This window comes from Sphingomicrobium aquimarinum, assembly GCF_039655735.1.
GTDB lineage: Bacteria > Pseudomonadota > Alphaproteobacteria > Sphingomonadales > Sphingomonadaceae > Sphingomicrobium > Sphingomicrobium aquimarinum.
The window spans coordinates 238,393-254,481 of record NZ_JBBYXH010000001.1; the positions used below are offsets into that span (position 1 = coordinate 238,393).

The window sequence follows — 16,089 nt, forward strand, 5'->3', positions numbered from 1 at the left end:
GGTCCATCCCTTGCCGCAATCGGTCACGAAAACAAGGCGACGCGTCGGAATATGATCGGAAAACACGCCTGCGTGAACGTTCACAGCCTTGAGGCGGGAGCGATGCCCTGCCACTAGGCGCATGCATACGTATGCGAACGCGGCGCTCTGTCGCGCGCGCCTGTACAACGTGAAGGGAAATCAGTCGTGACCGATCGCACGCCCACCAAGGGCCTCGACCACCAGAATATCGAGACGAACGCCAAGATCCACTGGAACCTGACGACCGCTCCGCTGGTGGAAGAAGCACTCGCGCGGGATGAGGGGAAGCTCGCCAAGCACGGGCCGCTCGTCGTCGCGACGGGTAAACACACGGGGCGGAGTGCCAAGGACAAGTTTATCGTTCGCGATGCGGTGTCCGAGGGCGAGGTGCATTTCGGCAAGGTCAATGTCGAGATGAGCGAAGCGCATTTCGACGCGTTGTGGGACGACTTCCGTAAGGCGCTGGGAGAGAAGGAAGAGCTCTTCGTCGCCGACCTCTACGGCGGATCGCAGCCCGAGCATCGCGTTCGTGTGCGCGTCGTCAACGAATATGCCTGGCACAACCTGTTCATCCGCACGATGCTGGTGCGTCCCGAGGCCGGGGATCTGGCCGGCTTCGATCCCGAATATACGATCGTCGACTTGCCCAGCTTCCGCGCCGATCCGGAGCGTCACGGGACCCGCAGCGAGACCGTCATTGCGGTGAGCCTGAAGCACAAGCTCATCCTCATCGGCGGCACCGAATATGGCGGCGAGATGAAGAAGAGCGTATTCGGCCTCCTCAACTTCATCCTGCCCCGGAACAACATCATGCCGATGCACTGCTCGGCCAACATCGGACCGGACGGGGACACCGCGATCTTCTTCGGCCTGTCGGGCACCGGAAAGACGACGCTCTCTGCCGATCCCAACCGCACGCTCATCGGCGACGACGAGCATGGCTGGTCGGACGAGGCAGTCTTCAACTTCGAGGGCGGCTGCTACGCAAAGATGATCCGCCTGTCCGAGGAAGCCGAACCCGAAATCTACGCGACCACCAAGAAGTTCGGCACCGTTCTCGAGAATGTCGTGATGGACCCGGTCACGCGCGATCTCGACCTCGACGACCCGGCGCTCGCCGAGAATAGCCGCGGCGCCTACCCGATCGACTTCATCCCCAATGCATCGGACGACAATCTCGGGCCGCCGCCCAAGAATATCATCATGCTCACCGCCGATGCGTTCGGCGTGCTCCCCCCGATCGCGAAGCTGACTCCCGATCAGGCCATGTATCACTTCCTGTCGGGCTATACGGCCAAGGTCGCGGGCACCGAGATCGGGGTCACCGAGCCCGAGGCGACGTTCAGCACCTGCTTCGGCGCGCCCTTCATGCCGCGCCACCCGTCGGTCTACGGCAATCTCTTGAAGAAGCGCATTGCCGAAGGGCAGGTCGATTGCTGGCTCGTCAATACGGGCTGGACGGGTGGTAAATATGGTGTCGGTAGCCGCATGCCGATCAAGGCCACGCGCGCTTTGCTGAACGCCGCCCTCGATGGTTCGCTCAACGACGCCGAGTTCCGCAAGGATCCGAATTTCGGTTTCGAGGTGCCGGTCGCGGTGCCGGGCGTCGATGCTGCCATCCTCGAGCCGCGGTCCACGTGGGACGACAAGCAGGCCTACGACTCGACCGCAGCCAAGCTCGTCGACCTGTTCAACGAGAACTTTTCCCAGTTTGCCGAGCATGTCGACGCGGGAGTCCGCGAAGCAGGCCCGGTGAAAGCGACGGTGTAAGTCACCGACTGCCCCGTCAGGAGAGAGACCCGGTCGCCACAGCAATGCGGCGGCCGGGTTTTTTGTGGGGACTGACTACGCGGCCTTCTGGATATCGCGCAGCGTGAGGTCGAAGACGAGATCTTCGCCGGCGAGCGGGTGGTTGCCATCCGCCTTCACCGTTTCGTCGCCCACTTCGACGATGACCAGATTGACGGGCTGGCCCTGCGGCGACTGTGCCTGAAGCCCCATGCCGGGCTGCGGTGTCATTTCGGCCGGCAGGCTCGCGCGGGGGATGTCGACGACCAGCTCGTCGCGGTGCGGTCCGAAACCCTTGTCGCTGTCGATCGACACTTCGGTCTGGTCACCGGGGTTCATGCCGGTCAGCGCTTCCTCGATCTGCGGGAAGATTTCGCCCTTGCCGAGCGTGATGTCCTGCGGGCCCGCGTCCTGCGTGTTGCCCACGATGGTTCCGTCACTCTTCTTGACGACATAGTCGATGGTCACGGTGTCACCGTGTGTTGCTGAAGTCATATCTGTCCTTTTGGGTTATGATTGCGGCGTCGGTACGAAGGCGCGCGTGAAAGCTTCGCCTGAGGAGCCGTGCTTCGCATTGTCACATACCCAGGGGGGAGGCGTCAAACGCGGTCCCCGTAGTGATCTGCTCAGCTCAGGAAAGGCGCTTTGCGGGACGTGAGACGACGAGCCGCGTGCCTTCCACCGCTTCAATTTCAAGCCGCTCGCCCGCCTTCGCATCGCCCGGCCCGCGCGCGTTCCATTCGCTGTCGCCCAGTTTCACGCGTCCTTCGCCATGCTCGAAATCGCGCACTGCGGTCACGCCGCGGCCGATGACCTGTAGCGCGCGGTCGTTCATCATGCCGTCGCTCTCGTCGATCGAGGGATGCGCGTAGAAGCGGCGGCCGAGCAGAACCGCGACGATGGTGTAGACTGTCATCAGCACGAGGCTTTCGGTAAGGCCCAGGTCGAACAGCCACACGAAAGCGCCGGTCGCGATCGCAGCAGCGCCGATGAAGACGAGGAACACCCCCGGCAGCATCAGTTCCAGCGCGACGAGCAGGAACCCCGCGATGATCCACCAGCCGCCGGGAGGGATGGTTTCCATCAGCTGTCGTCACCCGAACGCGGGATGCCCGATCCGATCTGCGGGGAGTCGGGCGTGCGGCGAACCTGCGGCTTGGTGGGCACGCTGCGCTTATCCGCATCGTCGCCGAGCAGGTCCTTCGACAATTCCGCGATGCCGCCGAGCGAGCCGATGAGGTTGGTCGCTTCCACGGGAAAGAGGATCGTCTTGGCGTTTGGCGAGGTCGCGAATTTGCCGATCGCATCGACATATTTCTGCGCGATGAAGTAGTTGATCGCCTGCCGGTCGCCGCTCGCGATGGCCTCGGAGACCGAACGGGTCGCCTCGGCTTCCGCTTCGGCGAGGCGCACGCGCGCCTCCGCTTCTGCATAGGCGCTTTCGCGCTCGCCTTCGGCCTCGAGAATCTGGCTTTGCTTGAGGCCCTCGGCGCGCAGGATCTGGCTTGCGCGTTCGCCTTCCGCTTCCAGGATGGAAGCGCGCTTTTCGCGTTCGGCCTTCATCTGGCGCGTCATCGCATTGATGATGTCGGCGGGCGGGCGGATGTCCTTCAATTCGACACGCGTGATCTTGACGCCCCAGGCTTCGGTCGCCTGATCGACGACGCTCAGGAGACGCGCGTTGATCTCGTCGCGTTTCGACAAGGTTTCGTCGAGATCCATCGAGCCCATCACCGTGCGCAGGTTGGTCGTCGCCAGCGCCAGCAGCGCGGAATAGAGGTCGCTCACCTCGTAGGCGGCCTTGGAAGCATCGAGGACCTGGAAGAAGACGACCCCGTCGACCGAGACCATCGCATTGTCCTTGGTGATGATCTCCTGGCCCGGAATATCGACGACCTGCTCCATCATGTTGATCTTGTGTCCGACGCGGTAGAAGACCGGAGGAACGAAATTGAAGCCGGGCAGCGCGGTACGAGTGAACCGACCGAAATGCTCGATCGTATAGCGATAGCCCTGGCGCACGATCTTGATCGCCATCGCAAAGTAGATGAACACGAAGGCGGCAATGACGCCGACGATATATTCCATTGAGCCGTCCTCCCCGGATTTGCTGTCGGCTCGCATGATGCAGGAGCGCCCCCGTTGACGCAAAGAAAATTCGCTTCTCGTGCGGCGCTGTTCGATCGCCCTGCCGTGCTCTTCTGCCCCGCCAACCGCGACAGCGCGATCGCCAAGGCGCGCGCCTCGGGCGCCGACATGGTCATTCTCGATCTCGAAGATGCGGTTCCGGAGGAGGAAAAGGACAGCGCACGCGATGCGGCAGTGGCCGCGCTTGAAGAGGAATGGCCGATGCCCGTCGCCATCCGTGTCAATAGACGTGGGCACGGCTGCCATAGCGGCGATGTCGCCGCCGCGTGCGGGTCGAACGCGGATTTTCTCGTCCTGCCGCTGGTCAGCGATCCCGATCTCGTCGCATCCTTATCAGCCAAGTGCGGACGCCCGGTCGCCGCCATGATCGAAACCGCGCGCGGCGTGGTGAACGTCGGGGAAATCGCGGACGTTTCCGCGATGCTTATCGTCGGGACCAACGATCTTGCGGCCGACCTGCGCCTGCCTGCCGGAACGGGGCGCGAGGGGATGCGGCATTGTCTCGAACGCACGCTGCTGGCCGCCCGCGCCCGCGGCATCGCCGCGTATGACGGCGTGCACAATCGCATCGACGATCCGGCCGGCCTCGAGGAAGCGGCGCGCGACGGTCATCGCCTCGGGTTTGACGGCAAGACGCTGATCCATCCTTCGCACATCGAAGCGGTTCAGCGGGTCTTCGCGCCGAGCGAGGCCGATGTCGCGCGGGCGCGGGCGATCCTCGATCATACGGCGGGCAAGGGAGGCGCGATCAATTTCGAGGGCGAGATGGTCGAGGCCATGCATATCGCGTCCGCAAAACGTCTGCTGGAGCGGGCGGAGCGTCACTAGCGGGGTGTGTGACGCCGCAGGGCTTGGCGAATCGCGGCGAGTTTGCAAGGGGAGGGGATGGCTCACGACATTCCCCTAGCGCTCACGTTCGACGACGTGCTGCTGCAGCCCCTGCGCTCCAACACGCTTCCCTCCGAAACCGACACCTCGACGCGCCTGACGCGCTCGATCTCGCTCAACATCCCGTTTCTTTCCTCGGCGATGGATACGGTCACCGAAGCCGACATGGCGATCGCCATCGCCCAACTGGGCGGTATCGGGGTCCTCCACCGCAACCTGTCGATCGGCCAGCAGGCAAGCGCGGTCCGCGCCGTCAAGCGGTTCGAGAGCGGCATGGTCGTCGAGCCGATCAGCATGCGCCCCGAGCAGACGCTCGCCGAGGCGCTCGAGCTGATGAAGGCCAACAAGATTTCCGGCATCCCGGTCGTCGAGCAGGGGGGCAAGTTGGCGGGGATCCTCACCAACCGCGACGTGCGCTTTGCCGAAAACCCCGAGCAGCCGGTCTCCGAACTCATGACCAGCGAGAACCTGGCCACCGTCAAGGAAGGCACCAGCCAGGAGGAAGCGCGACGAATCCTTCACCAGCGGCGTATCGAGAAGCTGCTCGTCACCGACAATGACGGCCATCTCGTCGGCCTCATCACGGTCAAGGACATCGAGAAGTCGGTCGCCAGCCCCAACGCCACCAAGGACGAAGCCGGCAGGCTGCGCGTGGCGGCGGCCTCGACGGTGGGCGACAAGGGATTGAAGCGCGCCGAAGCCCTCATCGATGCGGGGTGCGACTGTATCGTCATCGACACCGCCCACGGCCATAACGATGCGGTCGGTGCGGCGGTCGGCGCGGTCAAGAAATTGTCGGGCGAGGTTCAGGTCGTCGCCGGAAACGTGGCCACCGCGGATGCGACCAAGGCGCTCGTCGATGCCGGCGCCGATGCGGTCAAGGTCGGGATCGGCCCCGGCTCGATCTGCACGACGCGGATCGTCGCGGGCGTCGGCGTTCCGCAACTTTCCGCCGTCCTCGACTGCGCCAAGGCCGCTGCGGCAGCGGGCATTCCCATCATCGCCGATGGCGGCATCCGTACCTCGGGGGACGCTGCCAAGGCGCTCGCGGCGGGCGCCAGCAGCGTCATGATCGGCAGCCTATTCGCAGGCACCGAGGAAGCACCGGGCGAAACCTTCCTCTATCAGGGCCGCGCCTACAAGAGCTATCGCGGCATGGGGAGCGTCGGGGCCATGAGCCGCGGCAGCGCCGACCGCTATTTCCAGCAGGACATCAAGGACCATATGAAGCTGGTCCCCGAGGGCATCGAGGGCCAGGTTCCCTTCAAGGGACCGGTGCGCGACATCGTGCACCAGCTGGTCGGCGGCGTGAAAGCGGCGATGGGCTATACGGGTTCGGCCACGATGGAGGATTTCCGGACCCGCGCGCGTTTCGTGCAGATCACCAACGCGGGCCTGTCGGAGAGCCACGTCCACGACGTCGCGATCACCCGCGAGGCACCGAACTACCCGACCCGATGAGACCTGCCGCCCGTGTCCAGGCCGCAATCGAGATCCTCGATCAGGTCATCGCGGCCGCGCGCGAGGGCGGACCGCCCGCCGACGCGCTGGTGCGCGACTATTTTCGAACGCGTCGCTACGCGGGCTCGAAGGACCGCCGCGCGGTGCGTGAACACGTTTTCGCTGCCATCAGGCGCCATGCCGAGCCGCCCGCCGATGGACGAGCCGCAATGCTCGGTCTCGCGCGCGACGAGACGGCGCTTCGCGACCTGTTCGACGGCAGCGAGCACGGGCCAGCGCCCATCGAAGCGACGGAGCAGGTTCCCGTTGCGGGGATCGTCCCCGACTGGATCGCGGCGCGCCTGTCGCCACTCGTCGAAGAAAGCGAGCACGCGGCGCTTATCGATCGTGCGCCGCTGGACCTGCGCGTCAATCTCGCGAAGGCCGACCGCGACCAGGTCCGCGCGGATCTTGGTGGAGAACGAACTCCGCTAAGTCCCTGGGGACTGCGTCTTGCGACCGGCACCCCCGTCGAGGGAAGCGAAGCCTTCAAGTCCGGGGCCGTGGAAATCCAGGACGAGGCAAGCCAACTGGTCGCGCTGGTGTGCGCGCCGCGTGCGGGGGAAACGCTCCTCGATCTATGTGCCGGGGCAGGGGGCAAGGCACTCGCGCTGGCCGCCGCTGAACCGGACGCGCGCATCGTCGCATCCGACGTCGACAAGCGGCGCCTTGGCCAGTTGGGGCCACGCGCGCTGCGTGCGGGGGCGGAAATCGAGACATTGTTGCTCGACCCGCCGCGCGAAGCCGAGGCGCTGATGCACTATCGCGAGCAATTCGACTGCGTGCTGGTAGATGCGCCTTGCAGCGGATCGGGGACATGGCGACGCAGCCCGGAGTTGCGCTGGCGCCTTACGCCGGAGCGGCTCGACGACCTCGTCGCCACGCAGGAGCGTGTGCTCGAACTTGCCGCGCCATTGGTGCGTCCGGGCGGGCGCCTCGTCTACGCCGTCTGCTCGCTGATCGATGCCGAAGGCACAACCCAGCTCGAGCGGTTCCTCAGCGCACATTCATCCTTCGTTGCTAAGGATATATTCGAATTCGGTCGCGGTTCGGCAGGCGGGCGCCTGTTGACACCCGGCCATGACGGCACCGACGGGTTTTTCGTCGCGAGACTGGAAAAATCCTGATAGGCTGGAGCCTTGACGTGGAGATAGTGATGCGCCTGACCCCTGTACTGATCGCCCTCGGCCTGACCGCATCGACCCTTGCCGTTCCCGGTTTCGCCCAGCCCGCAGATGACGAGCTTGCGCCCCAGTCGATCGCGCTGGTGGAGCAGGGGACAGCGGCGCTCAGGGCCGGCGATCTCGTCGCCGCCGACAATGCGTTCGAGGCGGCGCTGGTCGCCGATCCCCGCAACCGTGCCGCTTATGTGTCGATGGCCAAGGTCGCGATCGAGCAGGATCTGTTCGGTCAGGCGATCCGTCTCACGCGCAAGGCGCTGACGATCGAACCCACGGACCGGTCCGCGCTGGCGGTGCAGGGCGAGGCTTATGCGGCGCTCGGCGCGGTGGCGAAGGCCGAGGCGAATATCGCACGTCTGGAGCGGATCTGCGGACAGCGTTGCGCCGAGCAGGATGCGATCAGCGCAGCGATCAAGCGCGGGCCGGTCGTGGCGGCCAATGACAATGTCGCCGAGGAAGGCGAAGCGAACTAGAGCGCGCGCGCCAGCGCCACGAATTCCTCGACGCTGACCGTTTCGGCGCGCCGTGTCGGCTCGATTCCTACCGTTTCCAGCGCATCGAGCGCCCCCGCCACGCTCTTGAGTGACTGGCGCAGCATCTTTCGGCGCTGACCGAAAGCGGCGGCCGTGAGCGCGGAGAGGCGTTTTGGGTCGACGCCTTCGGGTTGTGCGCGAGGGACCAGATGCACCACCGCGCTCGAGACCTTGGGCGGAGGAGTGAAGGCCGCGGCGGCCAGTTTCATCGCGATCCGGGCCTCGCTTCGCCACTGCGAAAGTACCGAAAGCCTCCCGTAGGCGCCCGTTCCGGGCGACGCCACGATGCGCTCGGCGACTTCGCGCTGAAACATGAGCGTAAGCGACGTCCAGAAGGGCGGCCAGGGATCGGTTTCCAGCCAGTCCACCAGCAACTGCGTGCCGATATTGTAGGGAAGGTTGGCGACGATGTGGACGCGGCCGCCCGCCTCTCTGGCCGGATCGACCTCGAGCGCATCGCCTTCAATGAGACGGAAGGTCGCTTCGAACTCCTCGCCCAGTTCGGCCAGCACGGGCACGCAGCGCGCATCCCGCTCGACCGCGATGACCCTTGCGCCGGTGTCCAGCAGTGCCCGTGTCAGTCCGCCGGGACCCGGGCCCACCTCGAAGACCGTTTCCCCCTCCAGCGGGCCGGGGATGGCAGCGATCCGTGCCAGAAGCTGTCGATCGAGGATGAAGTTCTGACCGAGAGCCTTGGAAGCGCTCAGGCCGTGACGCCGGATGACCTCGCGCAAGGGCTCGACGCCACTCACAGCGGTGCGGCGATGCTCTGCGGTGCCGGATTGCCCTGCGCGCTGCGGTTGGAAACGGCTTCGGCCGCCATCCTGAGCGCCGCGATCGTCGCCGATGCGAGCGCCGTTCCGCTGCCTGCGATTTCGAAGGCGGTGCCATGATCGGCGGCCGCGCGTACGATGGGCAGCCCCAGGGTGAAATTGACGCCTTCGTCGAAGTGGAGTGCCTTCAACGGCACGAGCGCCTGGTCGTGATACATCGCCAGCGCCGCGTCGTAGTGGGCTCGCGCACGCTCGTGGAACATGGTGTCCGCGGGGAGCGGGCCGGAGACGTCCCAGCCTTCGCTACGGAGTGTCTCGATCGCGGGTTCGATGACGTCGATCTCCGCCCGGCCGATCTCGCCTTGCTCTCCTGCGTGAGGATTGAGCCCCGACACGGCCAGGCGCGGTTTTTCGATCCCGAAATTGCGGATGAGGCCACGCAACGTCGCGCGTCCCCGCGCCAGGATCAGCTCGACCGAAAGCGCGTCGCGCACGTCGGCCAGCGGGATATGTCCGGTCACGGGCACGCAGCGCAGCGTCGGCCCGGCGAGCATCATCGCGATATTCGATCTCGAGACGCCGCATCGCTCGGCGATGAATTCGGTCTGCCCGGGGTGCGTGAAGCCGATCTGGTAGAGCTGCTTCTTGGAAACGGGACCGGTGACGACCGCGCTCGCCGACCCCGCCCGGGCAAGGCCGACCCCCAGTTCGAGCGATTGCAATGCGCAGCGGGCGCTCGAGCCGCTCGGCTCGCCCGGCACCGTGTCCCGCTCACAGCGGACGGGAATGACGGGCAGGGCATGAGCGAAAACATCGCTCGCCGCGCCGGGCATGCCGATCTCCTCGATCGGGCCATCCCAGACGGCGGCGACCGCCGCCGGGTCGCCGACCAGCGCGAATGCCGGAACGTCCTGTTCCCGACGTGCGGCCCAGCTCTTCGCGGCAATCTCCGGACCGATCCCGGCGGGATCGCCCATGGTCAATACGATCGGATCGGCTACCCCCACCGTTCGGACCGTACCCTAGCGGAAGTCGATGATGGCGTCGCGGCGGAGATCGCGCAGGTAGCGGCGGGCGCGCATCGCGACCCGTTCATCGAGCTTCTGCGCCTCGATCTGGTTGCGGCTCGGCAGGCTGACCGTGGGATCCTCGCGCCCGCACATCACCAGCACGCTGAGCGCCTCGTCGATGGAGCCGAAGGGGCGGGTGGCCTGACCGATCTGCATGTCGGCGACCATCGCCTGCAGCGCCGGCGGAAGGTCGCGCACCACGATCCCTTCCTGGGTCAGGACGCGACCACCGAAATCGGAAGCGAGGCGTTCCGCGCTGCCGCAGCCTTGGCTGCTGGCGGCTGCCTGACTGAAGCGCTCCACGAAGCTGTTGAGTTCGGCTTCGGACTGGCCGGGACGAATGGGGATCGCGACCTGCTTCAGACTGAGCACCGAATTGCGCGGATCGGCGGTCAGGATGGTCCGCTTGTCCTGCAGCGCGAGGATCGAATATCCCCCGGGGATCTTGATGGGGATCGACACAGACCCGACCGTCAAATCCTGAACCGCCGCCCCGAGTTCGCCCGGAAGATCGTCGGGACGCACCCAGCCCAGAAGACCACCGACCGCGGCATGGCTGGCTTCCGAATACTGGCGCGCGAGGGCGCGGAAATCGACGCCCTGGCGGAGCAGGTCGAGAACCTGCAGCGCCTGCTGGCGAACTTCGCCATCGGTGGCCGGCGTGGACGAGAGAAAGATCTCGCCCACCTGATATTCGGTCTGGCCCTTGTCCGCCTCGAGTTTGGCGAGAATGCTGTCGATCTCTTCCTCGCCGACGGTCACGCCGCTGGAGATCTTCGCGTCCTGAAGACGATACCAGGAAAGCTCACCGCGAATCTGGCGCTCGAGGGAAGCGCGCGAACTGCCTGCCGCCTCGAGGGACGTGATGAGGTCTTCGACACTCATGTTGGCGCGCTCGGCGATCCGCTGCATGGCGTTGTCGATATCCGCCTGCGGGAGCGCGATCTCTTCTGCCTTGGCGGCCTGCGACTGAAGCGTCTCGTCGATGAGATTGCGCAGCGTCTGCTGCTGCAACGTACGCATGTCTTCGGCGCTGAGCTCGGCATCGCTTCCGAACAGTGACAGCGCGACGCGCTGGTCGATGTCGGTCTGCGTGATGATCTCGCCGTTGACGATTGCCGTTGCCTTCACCACCGGCGGCAACGCCTGCCCGTAAATCTTGACATTGTCGGGGATGTTCAGCGCGCGAGCGCTATCGCCCTGCTGCGCGTGCGCGGCGGCAGTGGTGAACGTGGCGGCTCCGAGCGCGAGAATCGCTCCGGTAAATTTCGTGAAAGTCGTCATAAGTCGTTGCAGTCCCTGCGAGTTTATGTCGCCGATGTGGCGCCAGGCGGCTGAACCTCGCCTTAGCGGCCGAGACCTTTCAGATTGAAAGTGACCGAAAAAGTCGATCCCCGGCGGAACGTTCCGATCCGCTCATAGTCGCGTTTCCACGAAAGCCCAAGCTCGATATAGTCGTCGTCGTAGAACACGCCCAGACGATGGCGCGCGGGTTCGAACCCGTCGGACAGCGACAAGGGGTCTTCGGCACTATCGGTCAGATCGAGCACGGTCGATCCGAAGAGCGAATAATGATCGAGGAAATGGAGGCGTCCCGCGACGCGCAATTCCTCGCGATCGCGCAGATCCTCGATCGAGGGATCGATATCGCGGTCGAGGCGCAGATAGCCAATGGTCGCGTATGTTTCGATCGAGCCGACAGTGAGGTCGAGTTCGCTGCGGCGGAAGGAAAAATCGTCCTTGTCGACGCGGTAGCGTGCCGTGAGGTCGATGAACCTGCCGTATCGGACGCGCGTCCGCCCGACGAAATCGCTCCATTGATCGGTCAGCCCCGTCCCGTCCGGAAAAATCAGCGGCTCGTCAGTCAGCCGGTAGCTCTGCCCGATGTTCGAGCGTACCGAGAAACCGGGACGGTCGAGCAGCCATTCCACGCCGTAGGTGACGCGGCTTCCGTCTTCCCAGCGGTCGTATCCGGGGAAGCGGTTGAGGGCGAACAGATTGCTGTCTTCCAGATCGATCGCGCGCGCGTCCTCGTTGGGAATGTCGAGATTGGAAGTCGGAGGGGTCAGCACCAGTTGCACGCGCGGTACGAGCCGCTGGGTGCCGCCCAATGCCGAACCGATCAGCGGCCAACGCAGGTCTGCGGCTGCGGCAGCGATCCCGCGATAGTTCCATCCTTCTTCGCCGCGATAGATGGGAACAGGCGTCTCTAGAACCTCGTCGGTATGGTACACGTCGCCGCGCGCATATCCGGTGAAGGTCAGTTCCTGGCCGAGGCTGGTCAGGAGGCGGCGATCCCAGCGCGCGAGGGCGAACGCACGCTGGGTATCCTGTCCCTCGGTGCGCAGGATGGCGAGGCTGTTGCCGTGCAGTTCGACGCGCCCCCCGAGAACGGGATCCTCGAGCCGGAAGCGGGCATCGATCGCGGGGAGCGCGATGGGGATGGTTTCCTGCACGTCGTCGACACGCAGGCCCTGGAACGCCCATCCGGCAATCGAGATGTAGCTGTCTTCGTCGAGCCGCTCAACGAGCGCCATATTGCGAAGACGATCGTCGCGGGTGAGGTCGAAGCGACGGGTGACGGTCTTGTCGGTCGCATAGCGGAACGAGCCTGTCGCACGCCAGTAGGGGTCGAACTGGAACCGCCCGTTGGCGTCGAAATAGCCGCGGAAGTCTTCGCCGAGCGTTTCGTCGACGGCATCGAAATCGGGATTGTCGACATCGCCGTAGGTCATGAAGCCGCCGACCTGAAAGGCACCATGCTCGCCGAGGTGTCGATAGCGTGTGGAGAGGCCCGGCAGGTTGGCGGTGTAGAGATGTGGCGTGACGGTGATGTCGCGATTGCGTGCGATGCGCTTGTAATAGGGAAGGGAAAGCTCGACGCCGTTGACGCCCGAAATGCTGAACCCGGGGACCAGAAGGCCCGACACCCCGCCGAGGGGACCGGGATCGCCGATGGTGAAGACGGGCAGCAACGGCAGGTCGAGCCCGAAGATGCTGAGGCGTCCCCCGCGAAAGACCAGCCGGCCGGTGTCGGCCTCGCGGACGACCTGAGCCGCGGAAATTCGCCAAGGGAGGGATTCGCAATTGGCGGGGCAGGGGGAGTAGGCCGCATTGTCGACCGTCACATCGCCATTCTCGAGCCGGCCCACATCGCCCGCGATCCGCCCTCCCGTTTCGAGCGCAAGCAGGAAATTATCGATCGTCGCGGCTTCGAGCGTGTCTTCCAAGAGGACGCTGTCGCCGATCAGCTTGTCGCCCGTCGGCGCGCGCAGGACGACATTGCCCTCGGCTACCACTGTTCCAGCGGCGCGGTCCCAGCGCAGCCGGTCGGCGGCAAGCGCATAGCCTTGCTGCCGCATCCGTACGCGTCCAACCGCAAGAACTTCGTCTGTTTCGGGCGAATAGACGATTTCATCGGCGGCAAACGCGATCTCGCTGCCTTCTTCGCCAAGCCCCTCGAGCGCCGGCGGGATCGTCACGTCCTGCGCAAAAGCCGGCGCGTAAACGCCGAGGACGAGCGCCATCGCCGCTCCCGTTTGCCAGTGCGCCTTCCGAATTGCTCCGCCCATCGCCCGCCTATGCCCGCTCGTCCGCGCCCCCGCAATCCGGCTTTGCCTTTTCGCCGCCCGCCGTTCTAAGACGCGCGCAATCCATTCATTCAACAAGGACCGTTTTCCCATGCAGATCCGTTTCGCATCGCAGCTTCCAGACGGCGACTATGTCCATGTCGTCCCCGCTACCGGCACCGACGACGAGGCGATCGCGGCGCTTGGAGCCGACGGCTCGATCGTCAAAAGTCTGGAGAAGCAGCGCTTCGAGGGAAAGGCCGGAAAATCCGCGACGGCCTATCTGCCGGGCGACGGACGCCGCGTTCTTGTTGTGGGTATCGGGTCGGGCAAGGACAATGATGCCGAAGTCTTGGGGGCCACCTTGGTCAAGCATCTGCTGACCTCGGGCGAAACGCATGCCGTGGTCGATCTCTCGGCCAAGTCGGTCGACGCCGACCATGCGGCCCGGATCGCCTTGGGTGCGGTCAACCGCGCGTGGCGGTTCGACCACCGGTCCAAGCGCAAGCCCGAGGAAGAAATCAGCCTCGAGACGCTGACCATCGTCGGCGCGCCCAAAGATGCCGAAGGGCGATGGAACGCGCGTTGGGAGCCGCTTTCGCGCGGTCTCGCGCTGACCCGCGAACTGGTCACCGAGCCGGCCAACATTATCTATCCCGAAAGTTTCGTCGAGCGCGTGCGCGAGCATGCCGAAGGGACGGGGCTGGTTGTCGAGACGCTCGGCCAGGAAGAAATGGAAAAGCTCGGCATGGGTGCGCTGCTCGGCGTCAGCCAGGGTTCCGTCCGACCGCCGCGGATGCTGGTCCTTAAGTGGATGGGCGGCGCGGGCGATGCCACGCCGACCATGTTCGTCGGCAAGGGCGTGACCTTCGACACCGGCGGCATCTCGATGAAGCCGCCGCAAGGCATGGAATCGATGAAATGGGACATGGGCGGTGCAGGAGCGGTCGCGGGTGCCATGATCGCGATTGCCGCGCGCAAGGCCAAGGCCAATGTCGTCGCGCTGTGCGGGCTGGTGGAGAACATGCCCGACGGAAATGCGCAGCGCCCGGGCGACGTCGTCACGTCCATGTCGGGGCAGACCATCGAGGTCATCAACACTGACGCCGAGGGCCGCCTCGTTCTGTGTGATGCGCTCACCTACGGACAGAAGGAGTTCAAGCCCGAGGTGATCCTCGATCTTGCCACCCTGACCGGTGCGATGGTCATCAGTCTCGGCCACGAACAGGCCGGCTTTTTCACCAATAGCGATGATCTTGCCGCAAGCTTGATGCAGACCTCGGGCGGCTCCGGCGACAAGCTGTGGCGCATGCCGCTCGGTGAGAATTACGACCGCCTTATCGATACGCCGATCGCCGACATGAAGAATGTCGGGCCTCGCGAAGCGGGATCGATCACGGCGGCGCAATTCCTCCAGCGGTTCATCGACGATGGCGTCAAATGGGCGCATCTCGATATTGCGGGCATGGCCTGGACCGACAAGCCGCGTCCCAAGATCGACAAGGGTGCGACCGGCTACGGCGTTCGCCTTCTCGACCTGTACGTCGAGCAGAATTGCGAAGATTGATCGCGCGTTGCGCATCGACTTCTACCAGCTCGATGACGAGGCGGCGGGGACGGGAGTTCTCGCCGCCGTCGCGGGCAAATTGCTGGAGGCCGGCGAGCGGCTGCTCGTGACCTCTGCCGACGAGGCGCAGCTTGCGCGCCTCGACCGGGCGTTCTGGACGCTTTCACCCGATACCTTTCTCGCACATGGCGTCGAAGGGGGGCAGCGTGACACCGACCAGCCCATCCTCCTGTCCACGCGAACGGTTGCGCCGAATGGCGCTCGCAACATCGCGTTGGCGGACGGCGAATGGCGCCCCGCCGCGCTCGGGTTCGAGCGGGCGTTCATGTTCTTCGACAGTGAAACCATCGAGGCCGCACGCATTGCATGGAAGGCTCTCGGGGACACGGCGGACATCGAACGGCATTACTGGGCGCGCGAGGACGGCAGGTGGGTGCAGCGCGCCTGAGCCTTGCGCGCCGCGTGCGCGCGGGCTAGGGGCGCGCGCAATATCAGCCCCCAATATTTTCGGAGACATATCATGGCGGTCACCCGCACTTTCTCGATCATCAAGCCCGACGCCACCCGCCGCAACCTCACCGGTGCGGTCACCAAGATGCTGGAAGAAGCCGGCCTGCGCGTGATCGCGTCCAAGCGCATCCAGATGACCGAAGAACAGGCGCAGGGCTTCTACGAAGTCCACAAGGAGCGCCCCTTCTACAACGATCTCGTCTCGTTCATGACCTCGGGCCCCGTGGTCGTGCAGGTTCTGGAAGGCGAAGACGCCGTCAAGCGCAACCGTGACATCATGGGCGCGACCAATCCGGCCGACGCGGAAGAGGGTACGATCCGCCGTCAACATGCCGAATCGATCGAAGCCAACAGTGTCCACGGATCGGACAGTGAGGAGAATGCCGCCAACGAGATCGCCTTTTTCTTCGACGAAAGCGAAATTGTCGGCTAAGGGACTCTTACTCAAACGTGCCGAAGGGGGTCGCAGGGTCGTGCCTGTGGCCCCTTTTTTTGTTTTGAGACGGGCCCATACCCGCGACATGGCGTCGAGACGCGATCG

At 64.9% G+C, this 16,089-nt stretch carries 15 protein-coding genes; 8 read left to right on the top strand and 7 right to left on the bottom strand.

Annotation, left to right across the window (positions count from 1 at the left end; genetic code table 11):
• The first annotated feature begins 186 nt into the window (after window positions 1-186).
• On the top strand, window positions 187-1,791 hold the full coding sequence (locus WJS89_RS01300; RefSeq protein WP_346339124.1) for a phosphoenolpyruvate carboxykinase: 1,605 nt from the start codon (window positions 187-189) through the stop codon (window positions 1,789-1,791).
• 75 nt (window positions 1,792-1,866) lie between these two features.
• Here the strand turns inward: WJS89_RS01300 and WJS89_RS01305 are convergent, their stop codons facing one another.
• The 3 genes from WJS89_RS01305 to WJS89_RS01315 all read right to left on the bottom strand — a co-directional run bounded on the left by WJS89_RS01305 (window position 1,867) and on the right by WJS89_RS01315 (window position 3,897).
• Complete coding sequence (locus WJS89_RS01305) at window positions 1,867-2,304, bottom strand: FKBP-type peptidyl-prolyl cis-trans isomerase (RefSeq protein WP_346339125.1); 438 nt, start codon at window positions 2,302-2,304, stop codon at window positions 1,867-1,869.
• A 136-nt stretch (window positions 2,305-2,440) separates the two neighbouring features.
• Window positions 2,441-2,893 carry an NfeD family protein gene (locus WJS89_RS01310; RefSeq protein ID WP_346339126.1) on the bottom strand — a complete coding sequence of 151 codons (453 nt, stop codon included), beginning with the start codon at window positions 2,891-2,893 and terminating at the stop codon, window positions 2,441-2,443.
• A complete protein-coding gene (locus tag WJS89_RS01315; protein ID WP_346339127.1) occupies window positions 2,893-3,897 on the bottom strand; it encodes an SPFH domain-containing protein in 1,005 nt (334 codons plus the stop codon). Before WJS89_RS01315 ends, WJS89_RS01310 begins: the two co-directional genes overlap by 1 nt.
• A 54-nt stretch (window positions 3,898-3,951) precedes the next feature.
• Between WJS89_RS01315 and WJS89_RS01320 the strand changes: the two genes are divergently transcribed.
• Genes WJS89_RS01320 through WJS89_RS01335 form a run of 4 tightly spaced genes read left to right on the top strand, consistent with a single transcriptional unit; the run spans window position 3,952 to window position 7,999 of the window.
• The gene (locus WJS89_RS01320) at window positions 3,952-4,785 is read left to right on the top strand and encodes an HpcH/HpaI aldolase/citrate lyase family protein (RefSeq protein WP_346339128.1); all 834 of its coding nucleotides are present in this window, start codon (window positions 3,952-3,954) and stop codon (window positions 4,783-4,785) included.
• Window positions 4,786-4,842: 57 nt separating this feature from the next.
• Window positions 4,843-6,306: an IMP dehydrogenase gene (gene guaB, locus WJS89_RS01325; RefSeq protein ID WP_346339129.1), complete on the top strand. Its 1,464-nt coding sequence runs from the start codon at window positions 4,843-4,845 to the stop codon at window positions 6,304-6,306.
• Window positions 6,303-7,472, top strand: coding sequence for an RsmB/NOP family class I SAM-dependent RNA methyltransferase (locus tag WJS89_RS01330; RefSeq protein ID WP_346339130.1), 1,170 nt, complete (start codon window positions 6,303-6,305; stop codon window positions 7,470-7,472). Before guaB ends, WJS89_RS01330 begins: the two co-directional genes overlap by 4 nt.
• 29 nt (window positions 7,473-7,501) lie before the next feature.
• Entirely contained in the window at window positions 7,502-7,999 is a 498-nt protein-coding gene (locus WJS89_RS01335; RefSeq protein ID WP_346339131.1) for a hypothetical protein, read from the top strand.
• Here WJS89_RS01335 and rsmA read toward each other — a convergent pair.
• From rsmA to WJS89_RS01355, 4 genes are all read right to left on the bottom strand, one after another.
• The gene (rsmA, locus tag WJS89_RS01340) at window positions 7,996-8,811 is read right to left on the bottom strand and encodes a 16S rRNA (adenine(1518)-N(6)/adenine(1519)-N(6))-dimethyltransferase RsmA (RefSeq protein ID WP_346339132.1); all 816 of its coding nucleotides are present in this window, start codon (window positions 8,809-8,811) and stop codon (window positions 7,996-7,998) included. The genes WJS89_RS01335 and rsmA overlap by 4 nt on opposite strands.
• Window positions 8,808-9,839 (bottom strand): 4-hydroxythreonine-4-phosphate dehydrogenase PdxA, encoded by a 1,032-nt coding sequence (pdxA, locus tag WJS89_RS01345; RefSeq protein ID WP_346339133.1) that lies wholly within the window; start codon window positions 9,837-9,839, stop codon window positions 8,808-8,810. Before pdxA ends, rsmA begins: the two co-directional genes overlap by 4 nt.
• A 15-nt stretch (window positions 9,840-9,854) precedes the next feature.
• Window positions 9,855-11,186, bottom strand: a complete 1,332-nt coding sequence (locus WJS89_RS01350) for a peptidylprolyl isomerase (RefSeq protein WP_346339134.1) — start codon at window positions 11,184-11,186, stop codon at window positions 9,855-9,857.
• A 62-nt stretch (window positions 11,187-11,248) separates the two neighbouring features.
• Window positions 11,249-13,474 carry an LPS-assembly protein LptD gene (locus WJS89_RS01355; protein WP_346339135.1) on the bottom strand — a complete coding sequence of 742 codons (2,226 nt, stop codon included), beginning with the start codon at window positions 13,472-13,474 and terminating at the stop codon, window positions 11,249-11,251.
• Window positions 13,475-13,583: 109 nt separating this feature from the next.
• Here WJS89_RS01355 and WJS89_RS01360 point away from each other — a divergent pair, with 109 nt between their 5' ends.
• The 3 genes from WJS89_RS01360 to ndk all read left to right on the top strand — a co-directional run bounded on the left by WJS89_RS01360 (window position 13,584) and on the right by ndk (window position 15,981).
• Window positions 13,584-15,038, top strand: a complete 1,455-nt coding sequence (locus WJS89_RS01360; RefSeq protein ID WP_346339136.1) for a leucyl aminopeptidase — start codon at window positions 13,584-13,586, stop codon at window positions 15,036-15,038.
• A gap of 7 nt (window positions 15,039-15,045) precedes the next feature.
• Window positions 15,046-15,486, top strand: a complete 441-nt coding sequence (locus WJS89_RS01365) for a DNA polymerase III subunit chi (RefSeq protein WP_346339137.1) — start codon at window positions 15,046-15,048, stop codon at window positions 15,484-15,486.
• Window positions 15,487-15,558: 72 nt separating this feature from the next.
• Window positions 15,559-15,981 carry a nucleoside-diphosphate kinase gene (ndk, locus tag WJS89_RS01370; RefSeq protein WP_346339138.1) on the top strand — a complete coding sequence of 141 codons (423 nt, stop codon included), beginning with the start codon at window positions 15,559-15,561 and terminating at the stop codon, window positions 15,979-15,981.
• Window positions 15,982-16,089 lie beyond the last annotated feature (108 nt).

Bases quoted from the DNA above. Each gene is read 5' to 3' on its own strand.
- WJS89_RS01305 (WP_346339125.1), bottom strand. From the start codon at position 2,304: ATGACTTCAGCAACACACGGTGACACCGTGACCATCGACTATGTCGTC.
- WJS89_RS01310 (WP_346339126.1), bottom strand. From the start codon at position 2,893: ATGGAAACCATCCCTCCCGGCGGCTGGTGGATCATCGCGGGGTTCCTG.
- WJS89_RS01315 (WP_346339127.1), bottom strand. From the start codon at position 3,897: ATGGAATATATCGTCGGCGTCATTGCCGCCTTCGTGTTCATCTACTTT.
- guaB (WP_346339129.1), top strand. From the start codon at position 4,843: ATGGCTCACGACATTCCCCTAGCGCTCACGTTCGACGACGTGCTGCTG.
- WJS89_RS01330 (WP_346339130.1), top strand. From the start codon at position 6,303: ATGAGACCTGCCGCCCGTGTCCAGGCCGCAATCGAGATCCTCGATCAG.
- WJS89_RS01335 (WP_346339131.1), top strand. From the start codon at position 7,502: ATGCGCCTGACCCCTGTACTGATCGCCCTCGGCCTGACCGCATCGACC.
- WJS89_RS01350 (WP_346339134.1), bottom strand. From the start codon at position 11,186: ATGACGACTTTCACGAAATTTACCGGAGCGATTCTCGCGCTCGGAGCC.
- WJS89_RS01355 (WP_346339135.1), bottom strand. From the start codon at position 13,474: ATGGGCGGAGCAATTCGGAAGGCGCACTGGCAAACGGGAGCGGCGATG.
- WJS89_RS01360 (WP_346339136.1), top strand. From the start codon at position 13,584: ATGCAGATCCGTTTCGCATCGCAGCTTCCAGACGGCGACTATGTCCAT.
- ndk (WP_346339138.1), top strand. From the start codon at position 15,559: ATGGCGGTCACCCGCACTTTCTCGATCATCAAGCCCGACGCCACCCGC.